General features: G+C 71.1%; 20 protein-coding genes and 1 pseudogene. 11 read left to right on the plus strand and 10 right to left on the minus strand.

Going from position 1 to position 25539, the window contains the following annotated elements; all coding sequences use genetic code 11:
* Window positions 1-74: 74 nt before the first annotated feature.
* The gene (gene panB, locus AMK21_RS03730; protein WP_073874063.1) at window positions 75-956 is read right to left on the minus strand and encodes a 3-methyl-2-oxobutanoate hydroxymethyltransferase; all 882 of its coding nucleotides are present in this window, start codon (window positions 954-956) and stop codon (window positions 75-77) included.
* 187 nt (window positions 957-1143) lie between these two features.
* Here panB and AMK21_RS03735 point away from each other — a divergent pair.
* The 3 genes and pseudogenes from AMK21_RS03735 to AMK21_RS03745 form a co-directional block, all read left to right on the plus strand.
* Window positions 1144-1508: pseudogene (locus AMK21_RS03735) on the plus strand (MFS transporter); the annotation flags it as partial.
* Window positions 1509-1698: 190 nt separating this feature from the next.
* Window positions 1699-2724 carry an endonuclease/exonuclease/phosphatase family protein gene (locus tag AMK21_RS03740; RefSeq protein ID WP_079181055.1) on the plus strand — a complete coding sequence of 342 codons (1026 nt, stop codon included), beginning with the start codon at window positions 1699-1701 and terminating at the stop codon, window positions 2722-2724.
* Window positions 2725-2900: 176 nt separating this feature from the next.
* A complete protein-coding gene (locus tag AMK21_RS03745; RefSeq protein ID WP_073874064.1) occupies window positions 2901-4196 on the plus strand; it encodes an MFS transporter in 1296 nt (431 codons plus the stop codon).
* 44 nt (window positions 4197-4240) lie between these two features.
* On the opposite strand, the gene AMK21_RS03750 is transcribed toward AMK21_RS03745, so the two are convergent.
* The 6 genes from AMK21_RS03750 to AMK21_RS03775 form a co-directional block, all read right to left on the minus strand.
* A complete protein-coding gene (locus tag AMK21_RS03750) occupies window positions 4241-5995 on the minus strand; it encodes an NAD+ synthase (protein ID WP_073874066.1) in 1755 nt (584 codons plus the stop codon).
* Between the two features lie 114 nt (window positions 5996-6109).
* Complete coding sequence (locus tag AMK21_RS03755; RefSeq protein WP_073874068.1) at window positions 6110-7684, minus strand: multicopper oxidase family protein; 1575 nt, start codon at window positions 7682-7684, stop codon at window positions 6110-6112.
* A gap of 85 nt (window positions 7685-7769) precedes the next feature.
* Window positions 7770-8213 carry a DUF6153 family protein gene (locus AMK21_RS03760; protein ID WP_073874069.1) on the minus strand — a complete coding sequence of 148 codons (444 nt, stop codon included), beginning with the start codon at window positions 8211-8213 and terminating at the stop codon, window positions 7770-7772.
* Window positions 8214-8299: 86 nt separating this feature from the next.
* The gene (locus AMK21_RS03765) at window positions 8300-8725 is read right to left on the minus strand and encodes a CBS domain-containing protein (protein WP_073874071.1); all 426 of its coding nucleotides are present in this window, start codon (window positions 8723-8725) and stop codon (window positions 8300-8302) included.
* A gap of 170 nt (window positions 8726-8895) precedes the next feature.
* Window positions 8896-9600 (minus strand): DUF305 domain-containing protein, encoded by a 705-nt coding sequence (locus AMK21_RS03770; protein WP_073874280.1) that lies wholly within the window; start codon window positions 9598-9600, stop codon window positions 8896-8898.
* A 5-nt stretch (window positions 9601-9605) separates the two neighbouring features.
* A complete protein-coding gene (locus AMK21_RS03775) occupies window positions 9606-10298 on the minus strand; it encodes a DUF3105 domain-containing protein (protein ID WP_073874073.1) in 693 nt (230 codons plus the stop codon).
* Window positions 10299-10541: 243 nt separating this feature from the next.
* Here AMK21_RS03775 and glnA point away from each other — a divergent pair, with 243 nt between their 5' ends.
* Together glnA and AMK21_RS03785 are read left to right on the plus strand one after the other, a co-directional pair.
* Window positions 10542-11903, plus strand: a complete 1362-nt coding sequence (gene glnA, locus AMK21_RS03780) for a type I glutamate--ammonia ligase (RefSeq protein WP_003969536.1) — start codon at window positions 10542-10544, stop codon at window positions 11901-11903.
* 502 nt (window positions 11904-12405) lie between these two features.
* The gene (locus AMK21_RS03785) at window positions 12406-13218 is read left to right on the plus strand and encodes a putative protein N(5)-glutamine methyltransferase (RefSeq protein WP_073874075.1); all 813 of its coding nucleotides are present in this window, start codon (window positions 12406-12408) and stop codon (window positions 13216-13218) included.
* Here AMK21_RS03785 and AMK21_RS03790 read toward each other — a convergent pair.
* Window positions 13211-13732 carry a pyridoxamine 5'-phosphate oxidase family protein gene (locus AMK21_RS03790; protein WP_073874077.1) on the minus strand — a complete coding sequence of 174 codons (522 nt, stop codon included), beginning with the start codon at window positions 13730-13732 and terminating at the stop codon, window positions 13211-13213. The genes AMK21_RS03785 and AMK21_RS03790 overlap by 8 nt on opposite strands.
* A gap of 166 nt (window positions 13733-13898) precedes the next feature.
* Between AMK21_RS03790 and AMK21_RS03795 the strand changes: the two genes are divergently transcribed.
* Window positions 13899-16895 carry a bifunctional [glutamine synthetase] adenylyltransferase/[glutamine synthetase]-adenylyl-L-tyrosine phosphorylase gene (locus AMK21_RS03795; RefSeq protein ID WP_073874078.1) on the plus strand — a complete coding sequence of 999 codons (2997 nt, stop codon included), beginning with the start codon at window positions 13899-13901 and terminating at the stop codon, window positions 16893-16895.
* Window positions 16896-17057: 162 nt separating this feature from the next.
* Here the strand turns inward: AMK21_RS03795 and AMK21_RS03800 are convergent, their stop codons facing one another.
* Both AMK21_RS03800 and AMK21_RS03805 read right to left on the minus strand, forming a co-directional pair.
* Window positions 17058-17957, minus strand: coding sequence for a phosphatase PAP2 family protein (locus AMK21_RS03800; RefSeq protein ID WP_234421816.1), 900 nt, complete (start codon window positions 17955-17957; stop codon window positions 17058-17060).
* Window positions 17958-18033: 76 nt separating this feature from the next.
* Window positions 18034-19089 carry a LacI family DNA-binding transcriptional regulator gene (locus tag AMK21_RS03805; protein ID WP_073874082.1) on the minus strand — a complete coding sequence of 352 codons (1056 nt, stop codon included), beginning with the start codon at window positions 19087-19089 and terminating at the stop codon, window positions 18034-18036.
* Between the two features lie 361 nt (window positions 19090-19450).
* Between AMK21_RS03805 and AMK21_RS03810 the strand changes: the two genes are divergently transcribed.
* From AMK21_RS03810 to AMK21_RS03830, 5 genes are all read left to right on the plus strand, one after another.
* Complete coding sequence (locus AMK21_RS03810; protein ID WP_073874084.1) at window positions 19451-20722, plus strand: extracellular solute-binding protein; 1272 nt, start codon at window positions 19451-19453, stop codon at window positions 20720-20722.
* Window positions 20723-20741: 19 nt separating this feature from the next.
* A complete protein-coding gene (locus AMK21_RS03815) occupies window positions 20742-21761 on the plus strand; it encodes a carbohydrate ABC transporter permease (RefSeq protein WP_073874086.1) in 1020 nt (339 codons plus the stop codon).
* Window positions 21758-22645, plus strand: coding sequence for a sugar ABC transporter permease (locus AMK21_RS03820; protein ID WP_073874088.1), 888 nt, complete (start codon window positions 21758-21760; stop codon window positions 22643-22645). The genes AMK21_RS03815 and AMK21_RS03820 overlap by 4 nt, the downstream gene beginning before the upstream one ends.
* A 113-nt stretch (window positions 22646-22758) precedes the next feature.
* On the plus strand, window positions 22759-24435 hold the full coding sequence (locus AMK21_RS03825; protein ID WP_073874090.1) for a glycoside hydrolase family 13 protein: 1677 nt from the start codon (window positions 22759-22761) through the stop codon (window positions 24433-24435).
* A complete protein-coding gene (locus AMK21_RS03830) occupies window positions 24420-25481 on the plus strand; it encodes a LacI family DNA-binding transcriptional regulator (protein WP_199863095.1) in 1062 nt (353 codons plus the stop codon). Before AMK21_RS03825 ends, AMK21_RS03830 begins: the two co-directional genes overlap by 16 nt.
* Window positions 25482-25539: the final 58 nt, after the last annotated feature.

Consider the following 25539-nt stretch of genomic DNA (forward strand, 5'->3'; position numbering starts at 1 on the left):
CGACAGCCCGCCGATGGGGGATGTCGGCGGGCTGTCGGTTGGCGCGGGAAATGGTCGATGGAGAACCGGGTGGATCAGTGGAAGGTGTGCTCCGGCGCGGGGAACGTCCCGCCCACGACCTCCTCGGCGAACTCCTTCGCCGCGTCACCGAGGACCTGGCGCAGGTTCGCGTACTGCTTGGTGAAGCGCGGGACCTTGCCGCCGGTCAGCCCGACCATGTCGGTGTAGACGAGCACCTGCGCGTCCGTTCCGGCTCCGGCGCCGATGCCGACGGTCGGGATGTGCAGCGTCTGGGTGACCTGGGTGGCCAGCTCCTCGGGCACCAGCTCCAGCACCACGGCGAACGCGCCCGCGTCCTGGACCGCCTTGGCGTCGCGCAGCAGCTGGTGGGCCGCCTCGTCGCCGCGGCCCTGCACCCGGTAGCCCATGGCGTTGACGGACTGCGGGGTCAGGCCGATGTGGGCCATGACCGGGATGCCGGCCTCGACCAGCAGCCGGATCTGCTCCAGGGACCGCTCGCCGCCCTCCAGCTTGACCGCGCCGACGCCCGACTCCTTGATCAGCCGCGTTGCGTTGCGCAGCGCCTGGACCGGGCCTTCCTGGTACGAGCCGAAGGGCAGGTCCGCCACGATGAGGGCGCGCTTGGTGCCCCGTACGACGGCGGCGGAGAGGATGGCGATCTCGTCCATCGTGACGGGCACGGTGGTCTCGTAGCCGAGATGGACGTTGCCCATCGAGTCGCCGACGAGCATGACCGGGATGCCGGCCTCGTCGAAGACGGACGCGGTCATCGCGTCGTAGGCGGTGAGCATGGGCCACTTCTCGCCGCGCTCGGTGGCGGCGGCGATGTCGTGGATCGTGATGCGGCGGGTGGACTTGCCTCCGTACAGCGCCTTGCTGCTGTCGGGGGCGGCACCTGAGGGGGAGGACTCGTTCTGTGCAGCCGAAAGCGACATGGCCGGTGAACTCCTTCGTCATCTCGAGGCGCCCTGACGGCGTCCCCGGATCCCTTCCATGGTGGCATCCCGCCCGGGCAAACGGGAAGTGGGCCCGCACGACGCCGGTCGGCCGGCTCCCGTTGGGCAGAGCTTTGACCATACGAGACGGTCTCGTAGCGAAACGGCGTCAGGGTCGACCCATGTCATGTTCAGCCTGCTCATCCGTGGTGCTGGACGACTCGATCTGGAACGTCGCGGTCAAGACGATCGCCAGCACCGTGCCCTCCGGCATCGGCGCCACCCGGAGCGAGCTGGAGTGGGCGATCAACTCCTGCACGCTCGTCCTCGCCGGACGTCTACGGCATCGGCTCCGCGCTGGCCGCCATGTCCGCCTCGCCCGGCGTACTCACCACCTGGCGCGCCCTGGTGGGCTTCGGCGCGGCCTTCGTGATGTCCGCCACCCTCGCCGTCCTGATGAACGTCTTCGAGCGCGACGAACAGCCCAAGGCCATGGGCATCCGGGCCGGCAGCGTGGGCCTCGGCCTCGCGATCGGCCCGATCACCGGCGGACCGAGTGTGATCGTTCTGTCACAAGCGCCCACCTGCCGGGCCCGAACCGGAACCTCCCGTCCCGTTCGGCTCGTCCTGTTGACGGAGAGCCGCCGCCGACGGAGGGACGTCGACGGCGGGAAAGACGCCACCCATCACCTAGGGTCGAGGGGCGCGGCGATGTGTACGGCAAGGCAGTGAGGACGACGCGATGGTGCAGGCGTACGGGGCGGACACGGGCAACGGCAGCGCGGAACGGCCGCAGCCCGACGAATCCCGCTTCCGGAGCCTCCTGAAGAGAGCGGCCCGGGACCGGGGAATCTGGCGGCGCGGGATCGTGCTGGCCCTCTGCGCGGTGGTGCTGACCCTCGTGATGGTCGTCCACGCGCAGATCCCCAACCGGGTAGGCAACCTAGGCAGCCTCGTCGAGACGTTCCTGCCCTGGATAGCGCTCTTCATCCCCTTCCTGCTGCTCCTGGCCCTGCTGCGGCGCTCCGCCACCGCGCTGATCGCCCTGCTGCTCCCGGCGGTGATCTGGCTCAACATCTTCGGCGGCTTGATCACCGACAAGTCCGGCACCGGCGGCGACCTCACCGTCGCCACCCACAACGTCAACGCGGGCAACCCCGACCCCGCGGGCACCGCCCAGCAGGTCGCGGGCTCCGGCGCCGACGTCGTGGCCCTCCAGGAGTTGCCGGGCGGGCAGGTGCCCACGTACGAGAAGTCGCTGGCCGCCCGCTACCCGTACCACTCGGTCCAGGGCACCGTCGGGCTGTGGAGCAAGTACCCGCTCAGCAACACCAGGCCGGTCGACATCAAGATGGGCTGGACCCGGGCCATGCGCTCCACGGTCAAGGCCCCGCAGGGCGAGGTCGCGGTGTACGTGGCCCACCTGCCGTCGGTCCGGGTGAAGCTGCACGCGGGCTTCACCGCCACCCAGCGCGACAACAGCGCCGACGCCCTCGGCGAGGCCATCGCCGACGAACCGGTCGAGCGCGTCGTCCTGCTCGGCGACCTCAACGGCACGATGAACGACCGGTCCCTGAACGCGGTCACCTCCCAGATGCGCTCCACCCAGGGCGCGGCGGGCGACGGCTTCGGCTTCAGCTGGCCCGCGTCGTTCCCGATGGCCCGGATCGACCAGATCATGGTCAAGGGCGTGGAGCCGAAGTCCTCGTGGACCCTGGCGGCGACCGACAGCGACCACCTGCCGATCGCGGCCCGCGTGGAGCTGTGACAGGGATCAGGCAACCGGCCGTTCACCTCCCGGCATAAAACGTCTGCGACAATTTGTTCCAGTCGCATACATAAAGAAGAGCGAGCCGTCGCCCGGCGTGGATGCCGAGGCGACGGCTCTCTGTTCTGCCTCTTCCCGGCCCCTGTCCCCGTGTGATCGCGAAAGGTCTCTCCCCCATGCCCCTGGCCCTGCTCGCCCTGGCCGTGAGCGCCTTCGGCATAGGCACGACCGAGTTCGTCATGATGGGCCTGCTGCCCAACGTGGCGGACGACCTCGGAACCTCCGTGCCGACCGCCGGATACCTCGTATCGGCGTACGCGATCGGCGTCGTCCTCGGCGCGCCGCTGCTCACCGGCCTCGGCTCCCGCGTCCCGCGCAAGAAGATGCTGCTGCTCCTGATGGCGCTGTTCACCGTCGGCAACCTGGCTTCGGCGCTCGCCCCCGACTTCGGCTGGCTCCTCGCGGGCCGCGTCCTCGCCGGACTCCCGCACGGCGCGTTCTTCGGCGTCGGCGCGGTCGTCGCCGCCCGGCTGGTCGCCGAGGGCCGCCAGGCGCGGGCGGTGGCGACGATGTTCCTCGGCCTGACGGTCGCCAACATCGTCGGCGTACCCGCCGCCACGCTGCTGGGCCAGCACCTCGGCTGGCGCGCCACCTTCCTGGTCGTCGCCGTGATCGGCCTCACCGCGGTGGCGGCCCTCGCCCGCCTGGTGCCCACCATCCCGGTCGAGGCCCACCAGGACGTACGCCGCGAACTCCGCGCCCTCGGCAACCGCCAGGTGCTCCTCGGCCTGCTCACCGCCGTCTTCGGCTTCGCCGGGGTCTTCGCGGTGTACTCGTACCTCTCGGCGATGACCACGAAGGCGATGGGCTTCGGCGAATCCTCGGTCACCGTCGTCCTCGCCCTCTTCGGCATCGGGATGACCCTGGGCGCCCTGGCCGCGGGCCCCCTCACGGACCGGGCACTGCGCCCGACCCTGTACGGCTCGCTCGGCGCCCTCGCGGTGATCCTGGTGGCGTTCCCGTTCACGGTGCAGGTGCACTGGGCGGCGCTGGTGATGGTCATGCTCCTGGGCGGCGTCGGGTTCATGACGACGACCCCGCTCCAGATGCTGGTCATGAACAAGGCGAAGGACGCCCCGACCCTGGCCTCCGCCTCCAACCACTCGGCCTTCAACCTGGCCAACGCGGGCGGCGCATGGCTGGGCGGCGTGGCGATCGCGGCCGGCTGGGGCTGGACGTCCCCGGCGTTCGTGGGTGCGGTGCTGGCGGTGATCGGCCTGGCGATAGCGGCGGCGGCGGGCTTCCTGGACCGGGGACCGGGGAGGGCCTCGCGGGTGGTGGCAGCCAATCATGCCCGCCCGGCGCCCTCTCCAGCCCGTCCGGCTTTTCAGGACGGAACCGCTACCCCGGGCGGGCCCGCGGCCACGTCGACCCCGGGCCCGTCGGGCCATTCCAGCCCGTCCGGCGTTTGAGGACGAAGGCGGCCACCGGACGCCCCCGGTGACCGCCGACCCCGCTAGGACGACTCGCGCCAGCGGTTCGTGATCGGCAACCGCCGGTCCTTCCCGAACCCCTTGGGCGAGATCTTCGTCCCCGGCGGATACTGCCGCCGCTTGTACTCCGCGGTATCCACCATCCGCAACGTCTTGGCCACCAGCTCCGCATCGAACCCGGCCGCCACGATCGCGTCCATGCCCTGATCCCGGTCCACGTACAGCTCCAGGATCGCGTCGAGCACGTCGTAGTCCGGCAGCGAGTCCGTGTCGACCTGGCCCGGCCGCAGCTCCGCGCTCGGCGGCTTGGTGATCGAGGCCTCGGGGATCGGCGGGGTCTGCCCGCGCTCCTCGGCGGCCCGGTTGCGCCACTTCGCCAGCCGGAACACCGACGACTTGTACACGTCCTTGATCGGCCCGTACGCGCCGACCGCGTCCCCGTACAGCGTGGAGTAACCGACCGCCAGCTCCGACTTGTTGCCGGGCGCCAGCACGATCTGCCCCTCCTGGTTGGAGATGGCCATCAGCGTCGTACCGCGCAGCCGCGCCTGGAGGTTCTCCTCGGCGAGCCCGGTGAGGTCGAGCGACTCCATGTACGCGTCGAACATCGGGGCGATCGGCACCGTACGGAAGTTGAGCCCGGTCCGCCGGGCCAGCTCCGCCGCGTCGCCCTTGGAGTGGTCCGAGGAGTACTTCGACGGCATGGAGACGCCGTACACGTTCTCCGCGCCGAGCGCGTCGCACGCGATGGCCGCGCAGAGCGCCGAGTCGATCCCGCCGGAGAGCCCGAGCAGCACACTGCTGAAACCGTTCTTCGCAGCGTACGCACGGAGCCCGACCACCAGCGCCGAGTAGATCTCCTCGTCGTCGTCCAGCCGCTCCGCGTACCCGCCCGCGAGCTCGGGCTCGTACGCGGCCACGGGCCGGTCGGACAGCACCACATGGTCGATGCGCAGCCCGTCGTCCACCACTCCCGAGGGCACGACGGCCTCGGCGGCGGGCAGTTCCAGATCGAGGATCACGCTGCCCTCGGAGAACTGCGGGGCACGGGCGATGACCTCGCCCTCCTTGTCGACGACGATCGAGTCGCCGTCGAAGACCAGCTCGTCCTGCCCGCCGATCATCGCGAGGTACGCGGTCGTGCAGCCGGCCTCCCGGGCCCGCTTGCGGACCAGGTCGAGCCGGGTGTCGTCCTTGTCCCGCTCGTACGGCGAGGCGTTGATCGAGAGCAGCAGCCCGGCCCCGGCGGACCGGGCGGCCGGGACGCGCCCGCCGTCCTGCCAGAGGTCCTCGCAGATCGCGAGGGCCACATCGATGCCGTGGACCCGAACGACGGGCATCGAGTCGCCCGGCACGAAGTACCGGAACTCGTCGAACACGCCGTAGTTCGGCAGGTGGTGCTTGGCGAAGTTGAGCGCGATCCCGCCGCGGTGCAGCACGGCCGCCGCGTTGCGCGGGGACCCGGCGGGCTGCCCGTACCGCGCGGCGGCGTACTCGGAGCGGTCCAGGTAGCCGACGACGACCGGCAGCTCGCCGAAGCCCTCCGCGTCGAGCCGGGCGGCGAGCGCGCGCAGCGCCTCCCGCGAGGCCTCGACGAAGGACGACCGCAGGGCCAGGTCCTCGACGGGGTATCCGGTCAGCACCATCTCGGGGAACGCCACGAGGTGGGCGCCCTGCTCGGCGGCGTGCCGGGTCCAGTGGACGATCGCCTCGGAGTTCCCGGCGAGGTCGCCGACGGTCGAGTCGATCTGATTCAGTGCGAGGCGTAGTTGAGGCACGCGGCTCAGTGTAATCGTCTTTCTGACGCGATATCCCGGTGGCCCGGGCAAAATCTGCCCGGGCCACCCGAAACCGCAGGTAGGACCAGCTGTCGGCCCCGACCCGCTGAGGCCCTAGCCCCGGTACCCGAGGACCGTCATCATCCCCGCCTCCGCGTGGTAGACGTTGTGGCAGTGGACCATCCACAGCCCCGGGTTGTCGGCGTCGAACTCCACGGTCAGCGACCGGTGCGGAAGGACGATCGCGGTGTCCTTGCGGGCCCCGGCGGCGTTCCCGCCCAGCGCGAACGTGTGTCCGTGCAGATGCAGCGGATGCCACATGGCCGTCCCGTTGTCGAAGACGACCCGCACACGCTCCCCGGCCTCCACCGGCCGCCGCTGTCCCGCGGTGTACGGCTGCCCGTCGAAGGCCCAGTCGTAGTCGGCCATCCCACCGGTGAGCCGCATCCGGATGGTCCGGTCCGGCGCACGGCCGGCCAGGGCCACCGACGGGTCCGGCACCAGCCGCCCCGCCTCGACGAGCTTCCCGTCCAACTCCTCGGGCCGTACGGAGGCGGCGGGCGCCGCACCGCCCCCGGTCCGCAGCACGGCGAGGGCGGCCGCCTTCTTGCCCTCCGCCAAAGCGACGAGCGGGAAGACCCCGTCCCCGGCGGTGACGAGGACGTCGTACCGCTCGCCCATCCCCAGCAGCAGCGCGTCCCCCGTGGCGTGCCGGACGGGGAAGCCGTCGGTGTGGGTGACGGTCAGCCGGTGCCCACCGAGCGCGACCCGGAAGGCGGTGTCGCCGCCGGCGTTGATGATCCGCAGCCGGACACGGTCACCTGCCCGCGCCCGGAACGTCTCCGGATCGTCCGGCACCCGCCCGTTGACCAGGTAGTACGGATAGGCGACATCACCCGCGTCCCCACCGAGCACCTCACTACGGGCGCCCATCGTCATCCGCGAGGGCCCTCCACCGTCCGGATCGTCCTCCTCGGCCCCCGACACGGTGTGCGCGCCATGGTCCATCCCGCCGCCGCTCATCCCCCCGGAGAGTTCCTTCAGCACGGCATCGGGCGTCGACCCCGCCACCCCGTCGACCCAGTCGTCGAGGACGACGACCCACTCCTTGTCGTACGCCAACGGCTCCTTCGGGTCCTCCACGATCAGCGGCGCGTACAGCCCCCGGTCCTGCTGGACGCCGGAGTGCGGGTGGAACCAGTACGTCCCCGGGTGTGGCACCGCGAACCGGTACCGGAAGTCGCCCCCCGGCGCGATGGCCCGCTGGGTGAGCCCGGGGACGCCGTCCATGTCGTTGCGCAGGGCGAGCCCGTGCCAGTGCATCGAGGTGGGCTGCGGCAGGTGGTTGGCCAGAGTGAGATCGAGGGTGTCCCCGGCGCTCACCCGCACCTCACGCCCGGGCAGCCGGTCCCCGTACGCCCAGGAGGCGACGGTGGTGCCGCCGCCCAGGTCGAGCCGGGTGCGGGTGGCGGTGAGGGAGACCTTGCGTACGGGACCGGAGCCGCGCGCCTTCTCGGCCGCCGCCACCTCCTTGCCGCCGGGGGAGACGTACGTGCCGGAGTCCTCGGCGCCGCCGGGGGCGTGGGCCGCGCCGTGGCCGCCGCCGTCGGAGCAGGCGGCGAGGGCTCCCGTGCCGGCGACGGCGAGAGCGGCGCCGAGCACGGCGCGTCGGGTGGGTTGCGTGGGCATGCTGAATACACCTCTGGGAACTGCTGGTCGGTCCGGATCAGGGGGAGTCCGGATCAGGGGGAAGGGCGGAGGCGAACGCCCACTCCTAAATGCGCAGCACCGAAACGCTGGCGAGCACCGATATCGGGGGCGGCGGATTCGGCCGCGGCGCCCGCAGGAGCCCCGCACCCACCGGCGTACCGAGGGGCCGCCCGTCCGTGCGCGGCCCGAGCAGCCAGGCACCGACGAGGGCGAGCCCCCAGACGCCGAGAACGGCGAGGCAGACGGAGAGCGGATCCATGCCGCTCATAGGGGAGTGTTCGGGGGAGCGGTGCGAGGGATGCACGGCATCGGAGGCGGTCTCGGCCACGGCAACGGGCATGGCGTCGGACATGGCCACGGGCACCGAGGGCGAGGGGACGTGCTCAGCGGCCGGATGCCCGACGGTATGCATGGTGACGATGCCGAAGAGCAGCGCGGCGAGCAGCAGGAGCTGCCCGCACATCACGCTCCCACTCCCGCTCCGGACTCCGCCGACCGTGCTCGCCATGCCGTCACCCTACCCCCGGTGGGTATGAGGGCGAACAGTGGCCCGGCACCCCTGGGGACACCGGGCCACTCAACGGCTCTGGCTTCTCAGCTGCGCGAGTAGACCTTCTCCGCCCAGCCCGCGATCTGCTCCTCCGTGAGGTGCTGCGCGAGATCGGCCTCACTGATCATGCCGACGAGCTTCTTGTTCTCGACGACGGGGAGCCGACGGATGCGGTGGTTCTGCATCTCCTCCAGGACCGCGTTCACGTCCGCAGCCGCGTCGATCCAGCGCGGCGTGCCCTGGGCGAGGTCGCCCGCGGTCACCTTCGACGGGTCGTGGCCCTTGGCCACACAGCCGACGACGATGTCCCGGTCGGTGATGATGCCGACCATCCGGTCCGAGTCACCGTTGGCGGAGACGGGCAGCGCGCCCACGTTGTGCTCACGCATCAGCTGCGCCGCGCGGTCGAGGGTCTCGTGGGCGGGGATCCAGCGGGCCCCGCTGTGCATGATGTCTTTGGCGGTCGTCATGGGGGATTTCCTCCTGCGTGCCGATGGCACTGCCGTGCGGCCCCGAGCGCAACCCATCGTCATCGGCGCGCCCGGGCCGCGCGACCGCAATCACCCGTTCGGGTGGGCTGATACGGGGCCGGGGGCTGACGCACGGCTGACATGGGCCCCGCTCGGGTACGGGGCTTCGCTCAGGTGCGGGGCTTCGCCCCACGCGCGGCCAGCAGGTCGCGCATGAGCCCCAGCTCCGACCGCTGACCTTCGACCATGCCTCGGGCGAGCCGCTTCTCCACCGGAACGGAACACAGCGACGCACACGCCTCGGCCATGGAGACGCCGCCCTTGTGGTGATCGGTCATCAACTGGAGGAAGAGGACCTCGGCCTCCGCACCGCGCCGCGTCCCCAGCCGCCGTAGCTCGTCCTTGGTGGCCATCCCCGGCATGAGTCCGACGCCACTGCCGGCCCCGACCCCGGCCGCATGATCACCGTGCCCTCCTCCACCCTCCATCCACGCCATGGGCCTCTCCCCATCCGGGGCGACCTTGGGCAGCTCCCACAGATCGAGCCAGCCGAGCAGCATGCCGCGCTGGTTGGCCTGGGTGTTGGCGATGTCGTAGGCGAGACGGCGTACGTCCTCGTCGTCCGTACGGTCGCGGACGATGAAGGACATCTCCACGGCCTGCTGGTGGTGGACGGCCATGTCCCGGGCGAACCCGGCATCGGCGGAATCGACGGCCGGAACACCGTTACCCCCGCCCCCACGCGCGGAGGCGAAGGTGGCGGCCCCGGCGAAGACCAGGGCGAGAACCACGGCACCCCCGGCGACCCACCGCACACGACGCGTCCCGCTCCGCCCGTCGCTCCCGGCGTCGCCGCCGGTCCCTCCTGCGGCCATGGCGGTCACTGCGGCACCGCGGCCGACCCGCCGGTGCAGGGGGCGCCGGGTTCGGGGGTCTGCGGCCCCTGGACGTACTGCGCGAGGAACTGGTCCACGCGCCGGTCCTCGGCGCTGTCCACGGTGACCTGCTTGCCCCAGGCGCTGAGCACGATGGCGCCTTCCTGTTCCGCGTACGGGCTCATGAGGGTGAACGGGGTGTTCCGGACCCGCTCGGCGAGCTTGGTGACGTCGGCGTCGGCGGCCTCGGTGTTGTAGGTGACCCAGACCGCGCCGTGTTCCAGGGAGTGCACCGCGTTGACGTCGGGGACGGCCTTTTCGTATACGTCGCCGTCGCAGTCGAGCCAGGACGGGTTGTGGTCGCCGCCGACGGGAGGCGTCATCGGATAGTCGACGTCCCCGGCGGTGTGATCGCGCCCGAGCTCGGCGGCGTTCCAGGACTTGAGCCCCGCGATGGCCCCGCCGGTACCGCTGCCGTCACCGCCGGGCTGCTTGCCGTCCTGGGCGGAGGAGCTGTCGGCCCGGTTCTCCTCGGCCTCGGAGCTCTTCAGCACCATGTACGTACCGAAGACGGCCAGACCGGCCACGACGGCGGCGCTGAGCCCCATGGCGATGGCCCGGTTACGGGTGGAGCGGGCACCGTCGGAGGGCTGCTGGGGCGGGGTGGCGTACAGGGGATCGCTGGGGCCGAAACTCATGGCGTCGAGTCCTTCTGCGAAGGGGTGGGAGGGGGGAAGGCCGGTCCGGTGAAACGGTGCGCGCGGCTGGGCGGGAGAGCCGCCGCGGCCCCCGTACGCCACGGTCGCCGATCGTAGTGGGTGGCCGAGTGCTCTCTCTCACACCGTGTGCGTAATCTGGGGGAAATCCCGGGTCGCGATACTGAAGTGTCCCCCTACCCCGGGCGGTGGTGCACGGACCGTCTGAACTGCAAGGATGTGGCAATGGACAAGCAGCAGGAATTCGTCCTCAGGACCCTTGAGGAGCGCGACATCCGCTTCGTGCGGCTGTGGTTCACCGACGTCCTCGGGTTCCTCAAGTCCGTCGCCGTGGCCCCGGCCGAGCTGGAGCAGGCCTTCGACGAAGGCATCGGCTTCGACGGCTCGGCGATCGAGGGCTTCGCCCGTGTGTACGAATCGGACATGATCGCCAAGCCGGACCCGGGCACCTTCCAGATCCTGCCCTGGCGTGCGGAGGCCCCCGGCACCGCGCGGATGTTCTGCGACATCCTGATGCCGGACGGCTCCCCGTCCTTCGCGGACCCGCGCTACGTACTGAAGCGCATCCTCGCCAAGACCTCCGACCTCGGCTTCACCTTCTACACCCACCCCGAGATCGAGTTCTTCCTCCTGAAGAACAAGCCGGTCGACGGCACCCGCCCGACCCCGGCGGACAGCTCGGGCTACTTCGACCACACCCCGCAGAACGTGGGCATGGACTTCCGCCGCCAGGCGATCACCATGCTCGAATCGATGGGCATCTCGGTCGAGTTCAGCCACCACGAGGGCGCCCCCGGCCAGCAGGAGATCGACCTGCGGTACGCGGACGCGCTCTCCACGGCGGACAACATCATGACGTTCCGTCTGGTGATGAAGCAGGTGGCGCTGGAGCAGGGCGTGCAGGCCACGTTCATGCCCAAGCCCTTCTCGGAGTACCCGGGTTCGGGCATGCACACCCACCTCTCCCTCTTCGAGGGCGACCGCAACGCGTTCTACGAGTCGGGCGCGGAGTACCAGCTCTCCAAGGTCGGCCGCTCGTTCATCGCGGGCCTGCTGACGCACGCGGCGGAGATCTCGGCCGTCACCAACCAGTGGGTCAACTCCTACAAGCGCATCTGGGGCGGCTCGTCCCGAGCGGCCGGCGCGGGCGGCGAGGCCCCCTCGTACATCTGCTGGGGCCACAACAACCGCTCCGCCCTCATCCGCGTCCCGATGTACAAGCCGGGCAAGACCGGCTCGGCCCGCGTAGAGGTCCGCTCCATCGACTCCGGCGCCAACCCGTACCTCACCTACGCGGTCCTGCTCGCCGCAGGCCTCAAGGGCATCGAGGAGGGCTACGAGCTCCCGGCCGGCGCCGACGACGACGTCTGGGCCCTCTCCGACGCGGAACGCCGAGCGATGGGCATCGAACCGCTCCCGCAGAACCTGGGCGAGGCGATCTCCCTGATGGAGAAGAGCGAACTGGTCGCCGAAACCCTGGGCGAGCACGTCTTCGACTTCTTCCTCCGCAACAAGAAGCAGGAGTGGGAGGAGTACCGCAGCGAGGTCACGGCCTTCGAGCTGAAGAACCTGCTGCCGGTGCTGTAGGGGCTGGTCCTGCCGCTGTCATAGGGGTGGGTCGAGGGGCTCCCCAACGCGCTTGAGCGGGAGGGCCTTGGAGGGCTCATCCGCGGGTGGGTGCGGGTGTGCCCGAAGTGGTCGGCCGCGGCCAGAGCGGCGAGGACGGCCGCGTGCTCCGTCTCCGTCAGCTCTGCGGGGAGGTCCGCCTCGATGCGGATGCCGGCGGTGGTCTCGGTGACGCGCGGCCGAGTGCCGATGGGGCGGTTTCCTGGCGCCGGCCAAGCTGCGCGACAGCGTCGGCCTGTAGACGGCCGAACGACAGCCCGCGCCCACGTGGCGCGGGCTGTTGTAGTGTTACGACCCCCCGTGCGCCGGTACGGGGACGGACCGGGGAGGTGAGACCCATTACCGCTGGAGCAGGCTGGGTGCTCACCTCGCACGATCGCGTCACACGACCGGCATAGCAGGGCCGGACGGTACGGACCGATCGCGGAGCGCCCATCGGATTCCCCGAAAGGCGTTCGCCCGCATGTCGGTTCACCCCGTGAGTTCTCTTCCCGCCACCGTCGCCGCCCTGCGCCGCGCCGGATGTGTCTTCGCCGAGGACGAGGCCCTTCTTCTCCATGAGGCCGCCGCGTCCCCGGGCCATCTGTCCTCGCTCGTCGAGCACCGCGTCGCCGGGCTTCCGCTCGAACACGTCCTGGGCTGGGCCGAGTTCTGCGGCCGGCGTCTCGCCGTGGACGCCGGGGTCTTCGTGCCCCGCCGGCGTACCGAGTTCCTCGTGGCACAGGCCGCCGCCCTCGCCCCGGAGCGGGCCGTCGTCGTCGACCTCTGCTGCGGCTCCGGAGCGCTCGGCGTCGCCCTCGCCACCGAGGCGTCCACCACCCCGGGCCGGGTCGACCTGCACGCCTGCGACGTCGAACCCGCCGCCGTACGCTGCGCCCGGCGCAACATCGGTGACCTCGGGCAGGTCTACGAGGGCGACCTGTTCGACCCCCTTCCCGCCGCCCTGCGCGGCCGCGTCGACGTGCTGCTGGCCAACGTGCCGTACGTGCCGACCGCCGATGTCGAGCTGCTCCCCGCCGAGGCCCGCGTCCACGAACCCCGGGTCGCCCTCGACGGCGGCGGCGACGGCCTCGACGTCATGCGCCGGGTCGCCGCCGAGGCCCCCGGATGGCTCGCCCCCGGAGGCAGCCTGCTGGTGGAGGCCAGTGAGCGGCAGCGGGACGCGGCGGTACAGGTGCTCCGCGCCGCCGGGCTGGTCCCGCGCGTGGTGGTCTGCGAGGAGCTGTACGCCACCGTCGTCATCGGGACCGCCGGGCGGACCACGTGCATCACCTGAAGCGGTAACGCGTCTGGCTGTACGGCTCCCCCTTGCCGAAGCCGAACACCGTACGGGGGTGGACCGCGAACACATGCGCGTGGCCCGCCTCCGGCTGGACGAAGCTGCCGTCCTCGACGTCGAAGTGCCAGTCGCTGCCGTACTTCGCCTCCCACTCCCGGGCCAGAGCGGTCAGCCGGCCGTGGTCCGTCACCCGGTCCGCCAGGCCCTCGACCACCACGTCGAAGCCCGAGTCGAGGGCGTTGGCCCCCGTCGTCAGGACCACCTCGGCGTTGGCCGCGAGGTTGCGCGCCTTGCGCTCCGCCGGGCCCGTACAGAAGTGCAGGGCGCCCTCCCACCAGACGCCGATGAGCGGAGTGACATGGGGGCGGCCGTCGGGGCGGACCGTGGAGAGCCAGTACAGCGGGGCCGCGCCCAGCAGGGCCGCCACCTCCGGCCAGGGGCGGGCCGTCGCGCCCTCGCTGCTGTAGCGGGCGTCCAGCTCGGTGGCCGGTGGCTGCTCGGTGGTGGCCATGGTTCCTCCGCAGGGCGTCAGGGGTGCTGTCAGGTGCTTTACCCGGTGGGTGGACTCCGCCTCCGCCCCGAATTCGTCGGCACAGGACTAGGCTCGGGGAGCTGTGACGCGGCGAAGGGGCGGCGTGCGGCTACGCGGATCGGTTCGGGCGGCAGGAGAGCGAGCAATGACGACGGTGCCGGGGCGCAGGAGCAGTACGTTCACCAGGCTGCTGCGGCACGGATTCACCGACCCGTCCGCCGCCGAGCAGCTCCTGGAGCTGGACGACCTCGCCTCCGTACGCTCCGATCCCGTCCTCCTGGAGGCGCTCGGCGCCACCGCCGACCCCGATCTGGCCCTGCGCGGCCTCGTCCGGCTCGTGGAGGCCGAGGAGGAGGGCGAGCGGCAGATGCTGCTGGACACCCTCGTCACCGCCAAGCCCCTGCGCGACCGGCTCCTCGGGGTCCTCGGCGCGTCCGAGGCGCTCGGCGACCACCTGGCCCGGCACCCGCGCGACTGGCAGGCGCTCGTCACGTACGAGGCGATCGACCTGCACCCGGGCGTCGCCGAGTTCGAGCGCGGGCTCGCCGAGGCCGTCGACCCGGACTCGCTGCGCGTCGCCTACCGCCGGTGCATGCTCACCCTGGCCGCCCGCGACGTCTGCGGGACCACCGACCTCGCCCAGACCGCCGCCGAACTGGCCGACCTCGCCACCGCCACCCTCCGCGCCGCCCTCGCCATCGCCCGCACGGCGGCCCCCGAGGACGCGGCGCAGTGCCGGCTCGCCGTCGTCGCGATGGGCAAGTGCGGCGGGCACGAGCTGAACTACGTCTCCGACGTCGACGTGATCTTCGTCGGCGAGGCGCGCGACGGGGTCGACGAGAACAAGGCCATGCAGGCCGCCACCCGGCTGGCCGCCCACATGATGCGGATCTGCTCCGACAACACCCCCGAGGGCACCATCTGGCCGGTCGACGCCAACCTCCGCCCCGAGGGCCGCAACGGGCCCCTCGTGCGCACCCTCACCTCGCACCTCGCCTACTACCAGCGGTGGGCGAAGACCTGGGAGTTCCAGGCGCTGCTGAAGGCGCGCGCGGTCGCCGGTGACCCGGAGCTCGGCCAGGATTACGTCGATGCCGTGTCCCCGCTCGTCTGGCAGGCCGCCGACCGGGAGAACTTCGTCCCCGACGTGCAGAAGATGCGCCGCCGCGTCGTCGACAACATCCCCGCCGACCGGATAGACCGCGAGCTGAAGCTCGGGCCCGGCGGGCTCCGGGACGTCGAGTTCGCCGTACAGCTCCTGCAGTTGGTGCACGGGCGCAGCGACGCCTCGCTCCACAGCGGGACCACGCTGGAGGCCCTGCGGGCGCTCGCCGAGGGCGGGTACGTGGGGCGCGCGGACGCCGCCCAGCTCGACGAGGCGTACCGCTTCCTGCGCTCCATGGAGCACCGCATCCAGCTCTACCGGCTGCGCCGCACCCACCTGGTCCCCGAGGACGAGCCGGGCCTGCGGCGGCTCGGGCGGTCGCTCGGGATGCGGACCGACCCGGTCGCCGAGCTCGACAAGGCGTGGCGGCGGCACGCCTCCGTCGTCCGGCGGCTGCACGAGAAGATCTTCTACCGGCCGCTGCTGGACGCCGTCGCCCAGCTGGCCCCCGCCGAGTCCCGGCTCAGCGCCAAGGCGGCCGCGATCCGGCTGGAGGCCCTCGGGTACGCCGACCCCGGCGCGGCCCTGCGCCACCTGGAGGCCCTCTCCTCCGGGGTCTCCCGCAAGGCGGCGATCCAGCGCACCCTGCTGCCGGTGCTGCTCGGCTGGTTCGCGGACTCCGCCGACCCGGACGCCGGGCTCCTCGGCTTCCGCAAGGTGTCCGACGCGCTCGGCAAGACCCCGTGGTACCTGCGGCTCCTGCGCGACGAGGGGGCGGCGGCGGAGAACCTCGCCCGGGTCCTCTCCGCCGGCCGCCTCGCCCCCGACCTGCTGCTGCGGGCCCCGGAGGCGGTGGCGATCCTGGGCGACCCGGAGGGGCTCACGCCCCGCACCCGCGAGCACCTGGAGCAGGAGGTGCTGGCCGCGGTGGGGCGTGCGGGGGGCGCGGAGTCGGCGGTCGCGGTGGTGCGCGGAGTGCGGCGGCGGGAGCTGTTCCGTACGACGGCCGCCGACATCATCGGCTCGTACGGCACCGAGGACAGCCCGGCGGAGCAGGACCACGGGGCCCTCGTCGACCGGGTCGGCTCCGCCGTCACCGACCTCAACGCCGCCACCATCGCGGGCGCGCTGCGGGCCGCCGTACGCGAACAGTGGGGCGACACCCTGCCGACCCGGTTCGCCGTCATCGGCATGGGTCGCTTCGGCGGGCACGAGCTGAGTTACGGCTCCGACGCCGACGTCCTCTTCGTGCACCGGCCGCGGGAGGGGGTGAGCGACGAGGAGGCGGCCCGGGCGGCGAACGCGGTCGTGGGGGAGATGCGGAGGCTTCTTCAGCTGCCGACCGCCGATCCGCCGTTGCTGATCGATGCTGATCTGCGGCCCGAGGGCAGGACCGGGCCCCTGGTGCGGACGTTGAAGTCGTACGAGGCGTACTACCGGCGCTGGTCGCTGGTCTGGGAGAGCCAGGCGCTGCTGCGGGCCGGACACATGGCGGGCGATGAGGAGTTGGGGCGCGATTTCATCGAGCTGGTGGACCCGTTGCGGTATCCGATGGAAGGGCTCGGTGAGGACGCCGTACGCGAGATCCGCCGGCTCAAGGCCCGGATGGAGTCCGAGCGGATGCCGCGCGGCGCGGACCCCACGCTCCACGCGAAGCTGGGGCGGGGCGGGCTGAGCGACGTCGAGTGGACCGTCCAGCTGATGCAGATGCAGCACGGCTGGGCGGAGCCGGGGCTGCGGACGACGCGTACGCGCGAGGCGCTGGCGGCGGCGTGTGCGGCGGGGCTCATCCCGGGTGAGGACGCGCAGATGCTGGACGAGGCGTGGGTGCTGGCCACGCGGGTGCGGAACGCGGTGATGCTGGTGCGGGGGCGGCCGGGGGACATGTTCCCTTCGGACCCTCGGGAGATGACCGCGGTGGGGCGGTACCTGGGGTACGAGCCGGGGCACGTCGGGGACATGTTGGACGACTACCGGCGGATCACACGGAGGGCTCGGGCGGTGGTGGAGGAGCGGTTCTACGGGGCGGTGGTCTAGGGGCGTCCTCGCGGGGCGCCGCCCCGGGCCCCGCTCGGTGCGCTGCCGCCGACCCCGCCCCGGTCCGGCTCACGGTCGCGGGCGGGCGGATCGCGCACCGCGGCCGAGGCGGAGAAACAGCGATGCGGGTGGACACCGTGTCCGCCCGCGTTCCTGTGGTGCCTACGCTCTTCGCGCCCCGGCCGTCTCCGGCTCGGGCTCCGGCTCCGCGGCCGGCCGTGGCAGCCGTGCCGCCGCCCGCACCCCCGTCAGCCGGGCGCCCTGTTTCGACGGCACCCACTTCGGCAGGTGCTGCGGCAGCGAGCCGTACCAGGCGCGGGAGACCGTGTAGCCGAAGGCGAGGCAGATCATGCCGCCCACCGCGTCCAGCCAGAAGTGGTTGGCGGTGGCCACGATGACGACCAGGGTGAGCGTCGGGTAGAGCAGGCCCAGGATGCGGGCCCAGGGCGCCGAGGCCAGGGCGAATATCGTCAGGCCGCACCAGAGGGACCAGCCGATGTGCATCGACGGCATCGCCGCGTACTGGTTCGACATGTTCTTGAAGTTGCCCGAGGCCATCGAGCCCCAGGTCTCGTGCACGAGCACGGTGTCGATGAAGTTCGTGCCGCTCATCAGACGCGGTGGCGCCAGCGGGTAGAGGTAGTAGCCGAGCAGGGCCACGCCCGTCGTCGCGAAGAGGACGAGCCGGGTGGCCGCGTACCGGCCCGGGTGGCGGCGGAAGAGCCAGACGAGGACGCCGATGGTCACGACGAAGTGCAGGGTCGCGTAGTAGTAGTTCATCGACACGATCAGCCATGTCACGGAATTGGCCGCGTGATTGACCGTTTCCTCGAAGGCGAGGCCCAGGGCCTTCTCCGCCGACCAGATCCAGTCCGCGTTGCTCAGCGCCTGGGCCTTCTGCTCCGGTACGGCGTTGCGCACGAGCGAGTACAGCCAGTAACTGACCGCGATGAGCAGGATCTCGAACCAGAGCCGGGGGCGGCCGGGCGATCGCAGGGAGCGGAGCCGGTCCGACCAGCCGGTCTTCCCGTCCTCCTGTGCTGTCACGTCCGTTTCACCCATAGGCAGAGAGTCTTCCATAGAGATTCCCCTGCCCCCGATCATCCTCCGGTCGGGTTCCGGTCGCATGTTCTGCACCTCAAGGACGAGGGGGGAACCCTGCGCCACCTACGGGTCCCGTGCCGGGGCCGGAGGCCGTCGTGCCGCGGACCACCAGCTCGGGCATGAAGACGAACTCGCTGTGCGGGGCCGGGGTTCCGCCGATCTCCTCCAACAGCGTGCGCACCGCGGCCTGGCCCATCGCCGTCACGGGCTGCCGGATGGTGGTCAGCGGCGGATCGGTGAACGCTATGAGGGGCGAGTCGTCGTAGCCGACCACGGAGAGGTCCCGGGGGACTTCCTTCGACAGTCTGCGGGCCGCACGGATCGCCCCGAGCGCCATCATGTCGCTCGCGCAGACGACCGCCGTGCAGCCGCGCTCCATCAGGGCGGAGGCGGCGGCCTGGCCGCCCTCCAGCGTGTACAGGGAGTGCTGGATCAACTTCTCCACCGCGTCCGGCGTGAGGCCCAGCTGCTCCTGCATCGTGGCGTGGAAGCCCTCGATCTTGCGGAGCACGGGCACGAAGCGCTTGGGGCCGACCGCGAGGCCGATCCGGGTGTGGCCGAGCGCCACCAGGTGCGTCACCGCCAGCCGCATCGCCGCCCGGTCGTCGGGGGAGATGAAGGGGGCCTGCACCTTGGCGGAGAAGCCGTTGACCAGGACGAAGGGGACCCCCTGGCCGCGCAGTTGTTCGTAGCGCTGCATGTCGGCCGAGGTGTCGGCGTGCAGTCCGGAGACGAAGATGATGCCCGAGACGCCCCGGTCCACCAGCATTTCGGTGAGTTCGTCCTCGGTGGAGCCGCCGGGGGTCTGGGTGGCGAGGACCGGTGTGTACCCCTGCCGGGTGAGCGCCTGGCCGATGACCTGGGCCAGCGCCGGGAAGATCGGGTTCTCCAGCTCGGGGGTGATCAGTCCCACCAGGCCCGCGCTGCGCCGGCGCAGCCGTACGGGGCGTTCGTAGCCCAGGACGTCGAGCGCCGCGAGGACGGATTCGCGGGTGGTCGCCGCGACCCCCGGCTTGCCGTTCAGGACTCGGCTGACCGTCGCTTCGCTGACCCCCGCCTGAGTTGCGATATCGGCAAGCCGTGCGGTCATGTCAGTGGACTGTACCGGGCCGGTGTCGGATTGCCCACTGTGTGTCGGCCGGGCGCCTGCACCCCCGTGCCGGCATGGGCTGAGCCCCGCGCCCCGGCAAGGTCTTGCAATCTCTTGCGGCCCCTCACTGCGGGCTGCGGTCGGATCGTCGCACTGCGGAGATGCCGTACGTGGCCTGCCCCTGCCAGGGTTCCACCGTTCCCGTCAAGGGGCTTGACGGCAACCTTGAGGACACGCGAATGTAACGATCAACAGGGCTTGCAGAAATCTTCCGCAAGGTCTTTCGGTGGCCTTTCATCCTTGTTACGTTCACGTCGACCCGGCGCCGCGACGGAGCGGTACGGCAGTTGAAGGAGTTCAGATGCGACGTGGCATAACGGCCACCGCCCTGGTCGCGGCCCTGGCGCTCGCGGCGACCGCCTGCGGCAGCGGCGACGAGACCGGCGGCAGCAAGAGCTCGGGTGAGCTCTCCGGCACCGTGACCTGGTGGGACACCTCGAGCGTCGGCAGCGAGGACAAGGTCTTCAAGAAGCTGGCCGAAGGCTTCGAGAAGAAGCACCCGAAGGTCAAGGTCAAGTACGTCAGCGTCCCCTTCGGTGACGCGCAGAACAAGTTCAAGAACGCGGCCCAGGCCGGCAGCTCCGCGCCTGACGTGATCCGCTCCGAGGTCGCCTGGACGCCGGACTTCGCCTCCCTCGGCTACCTGGCTCCGCTGGACGGCACCGCCGCCCTGAAGAACCAGGACGACTTCCTGCCGCAGGCCGTCGCGTCCACCAAGTTCGAGGACAAGACCTACGCCGTCCCGCAGGTCATCGACTCCATGGGCATCTTCTACAACAAGAAGCTGATGGAGAAGGCGGGCGTCGAGCCGCCCACCAACCTGGACGAGCTGAAGGCCTCCGCCAAGAAGATCAAGGACAAGACCGGCAAGACCGGTCTCTACCTGCGCGGCGACGACCCGTACTTCTTCCTCTCCTTCCTCTACGGCGAGGGCGGCGACCTGGTCGACGCCGAGTCCAAGACCGTCACCGTGGACAAGCCCGAGGGCGTCAAGGCGTTCAAGGCGGTCAAGGCCCTGGTCGAGGACGGCACCGCGAAGACGGATGCCTCGGACGGCTGGGAGAACATGATGCAGGCGTTCAAGAACGGCGACGTCGCGATGATGATCAACGGCCCCTGGGCCGTCGCCGACACGCTGACCGGCAAGGAGTTCACGGACAAGGACAACCTGGGCATCGCCACGGTCCCGGCCGGCTCGGCCGCCCACGGCGCTCCGCAGGGCGGTCACAACCTCGCCGTCTACGCCGGTTCGAAGAACCTGGAAGCCTCCTACGCCTTCGTCGAGTACATGACGTCCGTGGAGTCCCAGGCCACCACCGCCGGTGAGCTGAACCTCCTGCCGACGCGCACCTCCGCGTACGCCAAGAAGGAAGCCGTCAACAGCGAGATCGTCGGCTTCTTCAAGCCGGTCGTCGAGACCGCCGTCGAGCGCCCCTGGATCCCCGAGGGCGGCAGCCTCTTCGCCCCGCTCGGCATCGAGTACACCAAGGTCCTCACCGGCCAGACCACGCCGGAGAAGGCCGCCAAGGCCACCGGCGACGAGTACCGCAAGCTCCTGAAGGACTGGAAGTAACAGGAAGGTTGGCCGACTGATGGCTGTCCACACCAGCCAGTCGGTGGTGAAGGCCGCGGGCGATGACGTCGCCCGCGGCCGGAGCCGCGGTACTGGCACCCCACCACCGGCCGCCGGCCGTATCCGGCGCGGTCTGTCGACCCACTGGTACGCCTGGACCATGGTCGCCCCGGTCGTCGTCGTGATCAGCGTGATCATCGGCTACCCGCTGCTGCGCGGGATCTACCTGTCGATGACCGACGCCGACGAGCGCAACGTCGCACGCACCATCGGCGTCAACGAACTGCCCGCCACCTACAAGTTCGTCGGTGCCGACAACTACATCGACGCGCTGACCGGTTCGCAGTTCCTCGGCACGCTCGGCTGGACGCTGGTGTGGACGGTCTCCTGCGTGAGCATCACGTTCGCGCTCGGCATGGGCCTCGCCAACATCCTCAACCGCCGTATCGCCGGCCGCTCCGCCTACCGCATGGCCCTGATCCTGCCCTGGGCCATCCCCGGCTTCGTCTCGGTCTTCGCCTGGCGCTTCCTCTACAACGAGGAGCGCGGACTGCTCAACAAGATCCTCGGCGGCGCCGGCATCGACGGCGTCCCGTGGCTGAACGACCCGACCTGGGCCAAGTTCGCGGTCATCGCCGTCAACGTCTGGCTCGGCATCCCGTTCATGATGGTCGCCCTGCTCGGCGGGTTGCAGTCCATCCCCTCGGAGCAGTACGAGGCCGCCGAGATGGACGGGGCCACCGCCTGGCAGCGGTTCCGCCACATCACGCTGCCCGGCCTGCGCCCGGTGTCCACCACGGTGATCCTGCTCTCCACCATCTGGACCTTCAACATGTTCCCGGTGATCTTCCTGCTCACCCGCGGCGGACCCGGTGAAGCCACCCAGATCCTCGTCACCCAGGCGTACAAGTTCTCCTTCGAGATCAGCCCGCGCGACTTCGCGCAGTCCTCCACCTGGGGTGTGCTGATCCTCGTACTCCTGATGCTCTTCGCCGTGGTCTACCGGCGAGTCCTGCGCACCCAGGGAGACAACTGGTGAGCACCGTCACCTCCGCCACCGACGCCCCCGCCCGTCACGCCGTGCGCAAGGTCCGGCTCCGCGGCGAGCGCTCCCGGCTCGCCTCCGTCGCGCTGCACCTCACCCTGATCATCGCCTCGGTGATCGCCGTCTTCCCGGTGCTGTGGGTCCTGCTGACCTCGCTCAAGCCCGCCAAGTACGCGACCACCACGGACTTCTTCCGCGAGACGACGTTCGTCAACTACACGAACCTGATCCGCGACACCGAGTTCCTCAACTGGTTCGCCAACTCCGCGATCATCGCCGGGCTCTCCACCGTCATCGGTGTCTTCGTCGCCGCCACCACGGGCTACGCCGTCAGCCGCTTCCGCTTTCCCGGCAAGCGCGGGCTGATGTGGACGCTGCTGATCACCCAGATGTTCCCGGTCGCCGTCCTCATCGTGCCGATCTACAACATCATGGCCAACCTGGGCCTGCTCAACCAGCCCGCGGGTCTCGTCATCACCTACCTCACCATCTCGGTGCCGTTCTGCGCCTGGATGATGAAGGGCTTCTTCGACACCATTCCGCGCGAGATCGACGAGTCGGGCGAGGTCGACGGCCTCACCCCGTTCGGCACCTTCTGGCGCCTCATCCTGCCGCTGGCCAAGCCGGGCCTGGCGGTCACCGCGTTCTACTCCTTCATCACGGCCTGGGGCGAAGTGGCGTACGCCTCCGCCTTCCTGGTCGGTGACGAGAACCTGACGCTCGCCGGCGGACTCCAGAAGTTCGTCAACCAGTACGGCGCCCAGTGGGGCCCCATGACGGCGGCCTCCGTGCTCATCGCCATCCCGGCCGCCCTGGTGTTCCTGTTCGCGCAGAAGCACCTGGTCACCGGCATGTCCGCCGGAGCGGTCAAGGGCTGAGAGACCCTCCTGGACGCCAGCACCCGCACGCACCACCGCATTCGTCACGGCGGCGCCGGAAACCCCGACCCGGCCACCGGCGCCGCTCCCCACCCAGACACCCCAGGGACGACATGACCCAGCACCTCGCTGCCCCCTCCACCGGCACGTCCGACGACGCCCCGGGCCACCGCACCGGCTGGTGGCAGGACGCGGTGATCTACCAGGTCTATCCACGGAGCTTCGCCGACGGCAACGGCGACGGCATGGGCGACCTCGCCGGCGTCACCGCCCGCCTGCCCTACCTGCGGGACCTCGGTGTCGACGCGGTGTGGCTCTCCCCCTTCTACGCGTCCCCGCAGGCCGACGCCGGGTACGACGTCGCCGACTACCGGGCCATCGACCCGATGTTCGGCACCCTGCTGGACGCCGACGCCCTGATCCGCGAGGCGCACGGCCTGGGCCTGCGCATCATCGTCGACCTGGTCCCCAACCACTCCTCCGACCAGCACGAGTGGTTCAAGCGCGCCCTGGCCGAGGGCCCCGGCTCCGCCCTGCGCGAGCGCTACCACTTCCGCCCTGGCAAGGGCACCGACGGCGAACTCCCGCCCAACGACTGGGAGTCCATCTTCGGCGGCCCCGCCTGGACCCGTACGGTCAACCCGGACGGCACTCCCGGCGACTGGTACCTCCACCTCTTCGCCCCCGAGCAGCCCGACTTCAACTGGGAGCACCCGGCCGTCGCCGACGAGTTCCGCTCCATCCTGCGCTTCTGGCTCGACATGGGCGTCGACGGCTTCCGGGTCGACGTCGCCCACGGCCTCGTCAAGGCGGAGGGCCTGCCCGACCTCGGCGCCCACGACCAGCTCAAGCTGCTCGGCAACGACGTCATGCCCTTCTTCGACCAGGACGGCGTGCACGCGATCTACCGCAGCTGGCGCACCATCCTCGACGAATACCCCGGCGAGCGGATCGCCGTCGCCGAGGCGTGGACCCCCACCGTCGAGCGCACCGCCAACTACGTGCGCCCCGACGAGATGCACCAGGCCTTCAACTTCCAGTACCTCGGGACCGCCTGGGACGCCGCGGAGCTCCGCGAGGTCATCGACCTCTCGCTCGACGCGATGCGCCCGGTCGGCGCCCCCACCACCTGGGTGCTGTCCAACCACGACGTCACCCGGCACGCCACCCGCTTCGCCAACCCGGCGGGCCTGGGCACCCAGATCCGTACCCCCGGCGACCGCGAACTCGGCCTGCGCCGGGCCCGCGCCGCCACCCTCCTGATGCTCGCCCTGCCCGGCTCCGCCTACGTCTACCAGGGCGAGGAGCTCGGCCTGCCCGACGTCACCGACCTGCCCGACGAGGCCCGCCAGGACCCCTCGTTCTTCCGCGCCGAGGGCCAGGACGGCTTCCGCGACGGCTGCCGCGTCCCGATCCCGTGGACCCGCGAGGGTACGTCGTACGGGTTCGGCGAAGGCGGCAGCTGGCTCCCGCAGCCCGTCGGCTGGGGCGAGCTCTCCGTGGAGGCGCAGACCGGCGTGGAGGGCTCCACGCTGGAGCTGTACCGGGCCGCGCTCGCCGCCCGCCGCGAGCACCCGGGCCTCGGCGCGGGCACGGACGTGGAGTGGCTGGACGGCCCCGAGGGCGTCCTCCTCCTCGCCCGCCCCGGCTTCGTGTGCACCGTCAACACCACCGGCGCACCGGTCCGTATCACCGCCCGCGGCCGGGTTCTGCTCGCCAGCTCCCCGGTCACCGTGGACGGCGCCGAGGCCGTACTTCCCGCCGACAGCACGGTGTGGTGGACGGTGTGACACTGCCCGCACCCAGGACCACGGCCGCGCCCCGGCTCTCCGACATCGCCGGCCAGGCGGCGGTCAGCGAGGCGACGGTCAGCCGGGTCCTGAACGGGAAGCAGGGCGTCGCGGACACCACGCGTCAGCGGGTGCTCGCGGCGCTCGACATCCTGGGCTACGAGCGGCCCGTACGGCTGCGGCAGCGCAGCGCCGGACTGATCGGACTGGTGACGCCCGAACTCACCAACCCGATCTTCCCGGCGTTCGCGCAGTCCGTCGAGCAGGTGCTGGCCGGGCACGGGTACACGCCCGTGCTCTGCACCCAGCTCCCGGGCGGCGCGACCGAGGACGAGCTGGTCGAGCAGCTCGTGGAGCGGGGCGTCGGCGGCATCGTCTTCCTCTCCGGGCTGCACGCCGACACCTCGGCCGACCCGGCACGGTACGCCGCGCTCACCGAGCGCGGTGTGCCGTTCGTCCTGATCAACGGCTACAACGAGCGCATCAGCGCCCCCTTCGTCTCGCCCGATGACAACGCTGCCGTACGCATGGCCGTGGGCCACCTCGCCGACCTCGGCCACCGCCGGATCGGCCTGGCCATCGGCCCGCAGCGGTACGTGCCGTCGCGGCGCAAGAGGGACGGGTTCGTGGAAGCGGCCATCTCGCTGCTCGGCATGGACCGGGCGGAGGCCGAAGGGCTCGTCTGCTCCACCCTGTTCAGCGTCGAGGGCGGCCAGGTGGCGGCGGGCGCCCTGCTGGACGCGGGGTGCACCGGCATCGTCTGCGGCAGTGACCTGATGGCCCTGGGCGTCGTCCGCGCCGCCCGTGGGAGAGGAATCGACGTACCGCGTGACGTCTCGGTCGTGGGCTTCGACGACTCGCAGCTCATCGCGTTCACCGACCCACCGCTGACGACCGTGCGCCAGCCCGTGCAGGCGATGGCGGCGGCCGCGGTGGGCGCGCTGCTGGAGGAGATCGGCGGAAGCCCGGTGCAGCGCACCGAGTACGTCTTCCAGCCGGAGCTGGTCGTACGGGGTTCGACCGCGGCGGTGCGAGCGGGGGGCTGACGAGGCCCGGAAGACACGTACAGGAGAGGCACCAGGAGTCGGCCCAGGAAGGGCCGGC

Origin of the sequence: Streptomyces sp. CB00316 (genome assembly GCF_001905595.1) — a bacterium.
GTDB lineage: Bacteria > Actinomycetota > Actinomycetes > Streptomycetales > Streptomycetaceae > Streptomyces.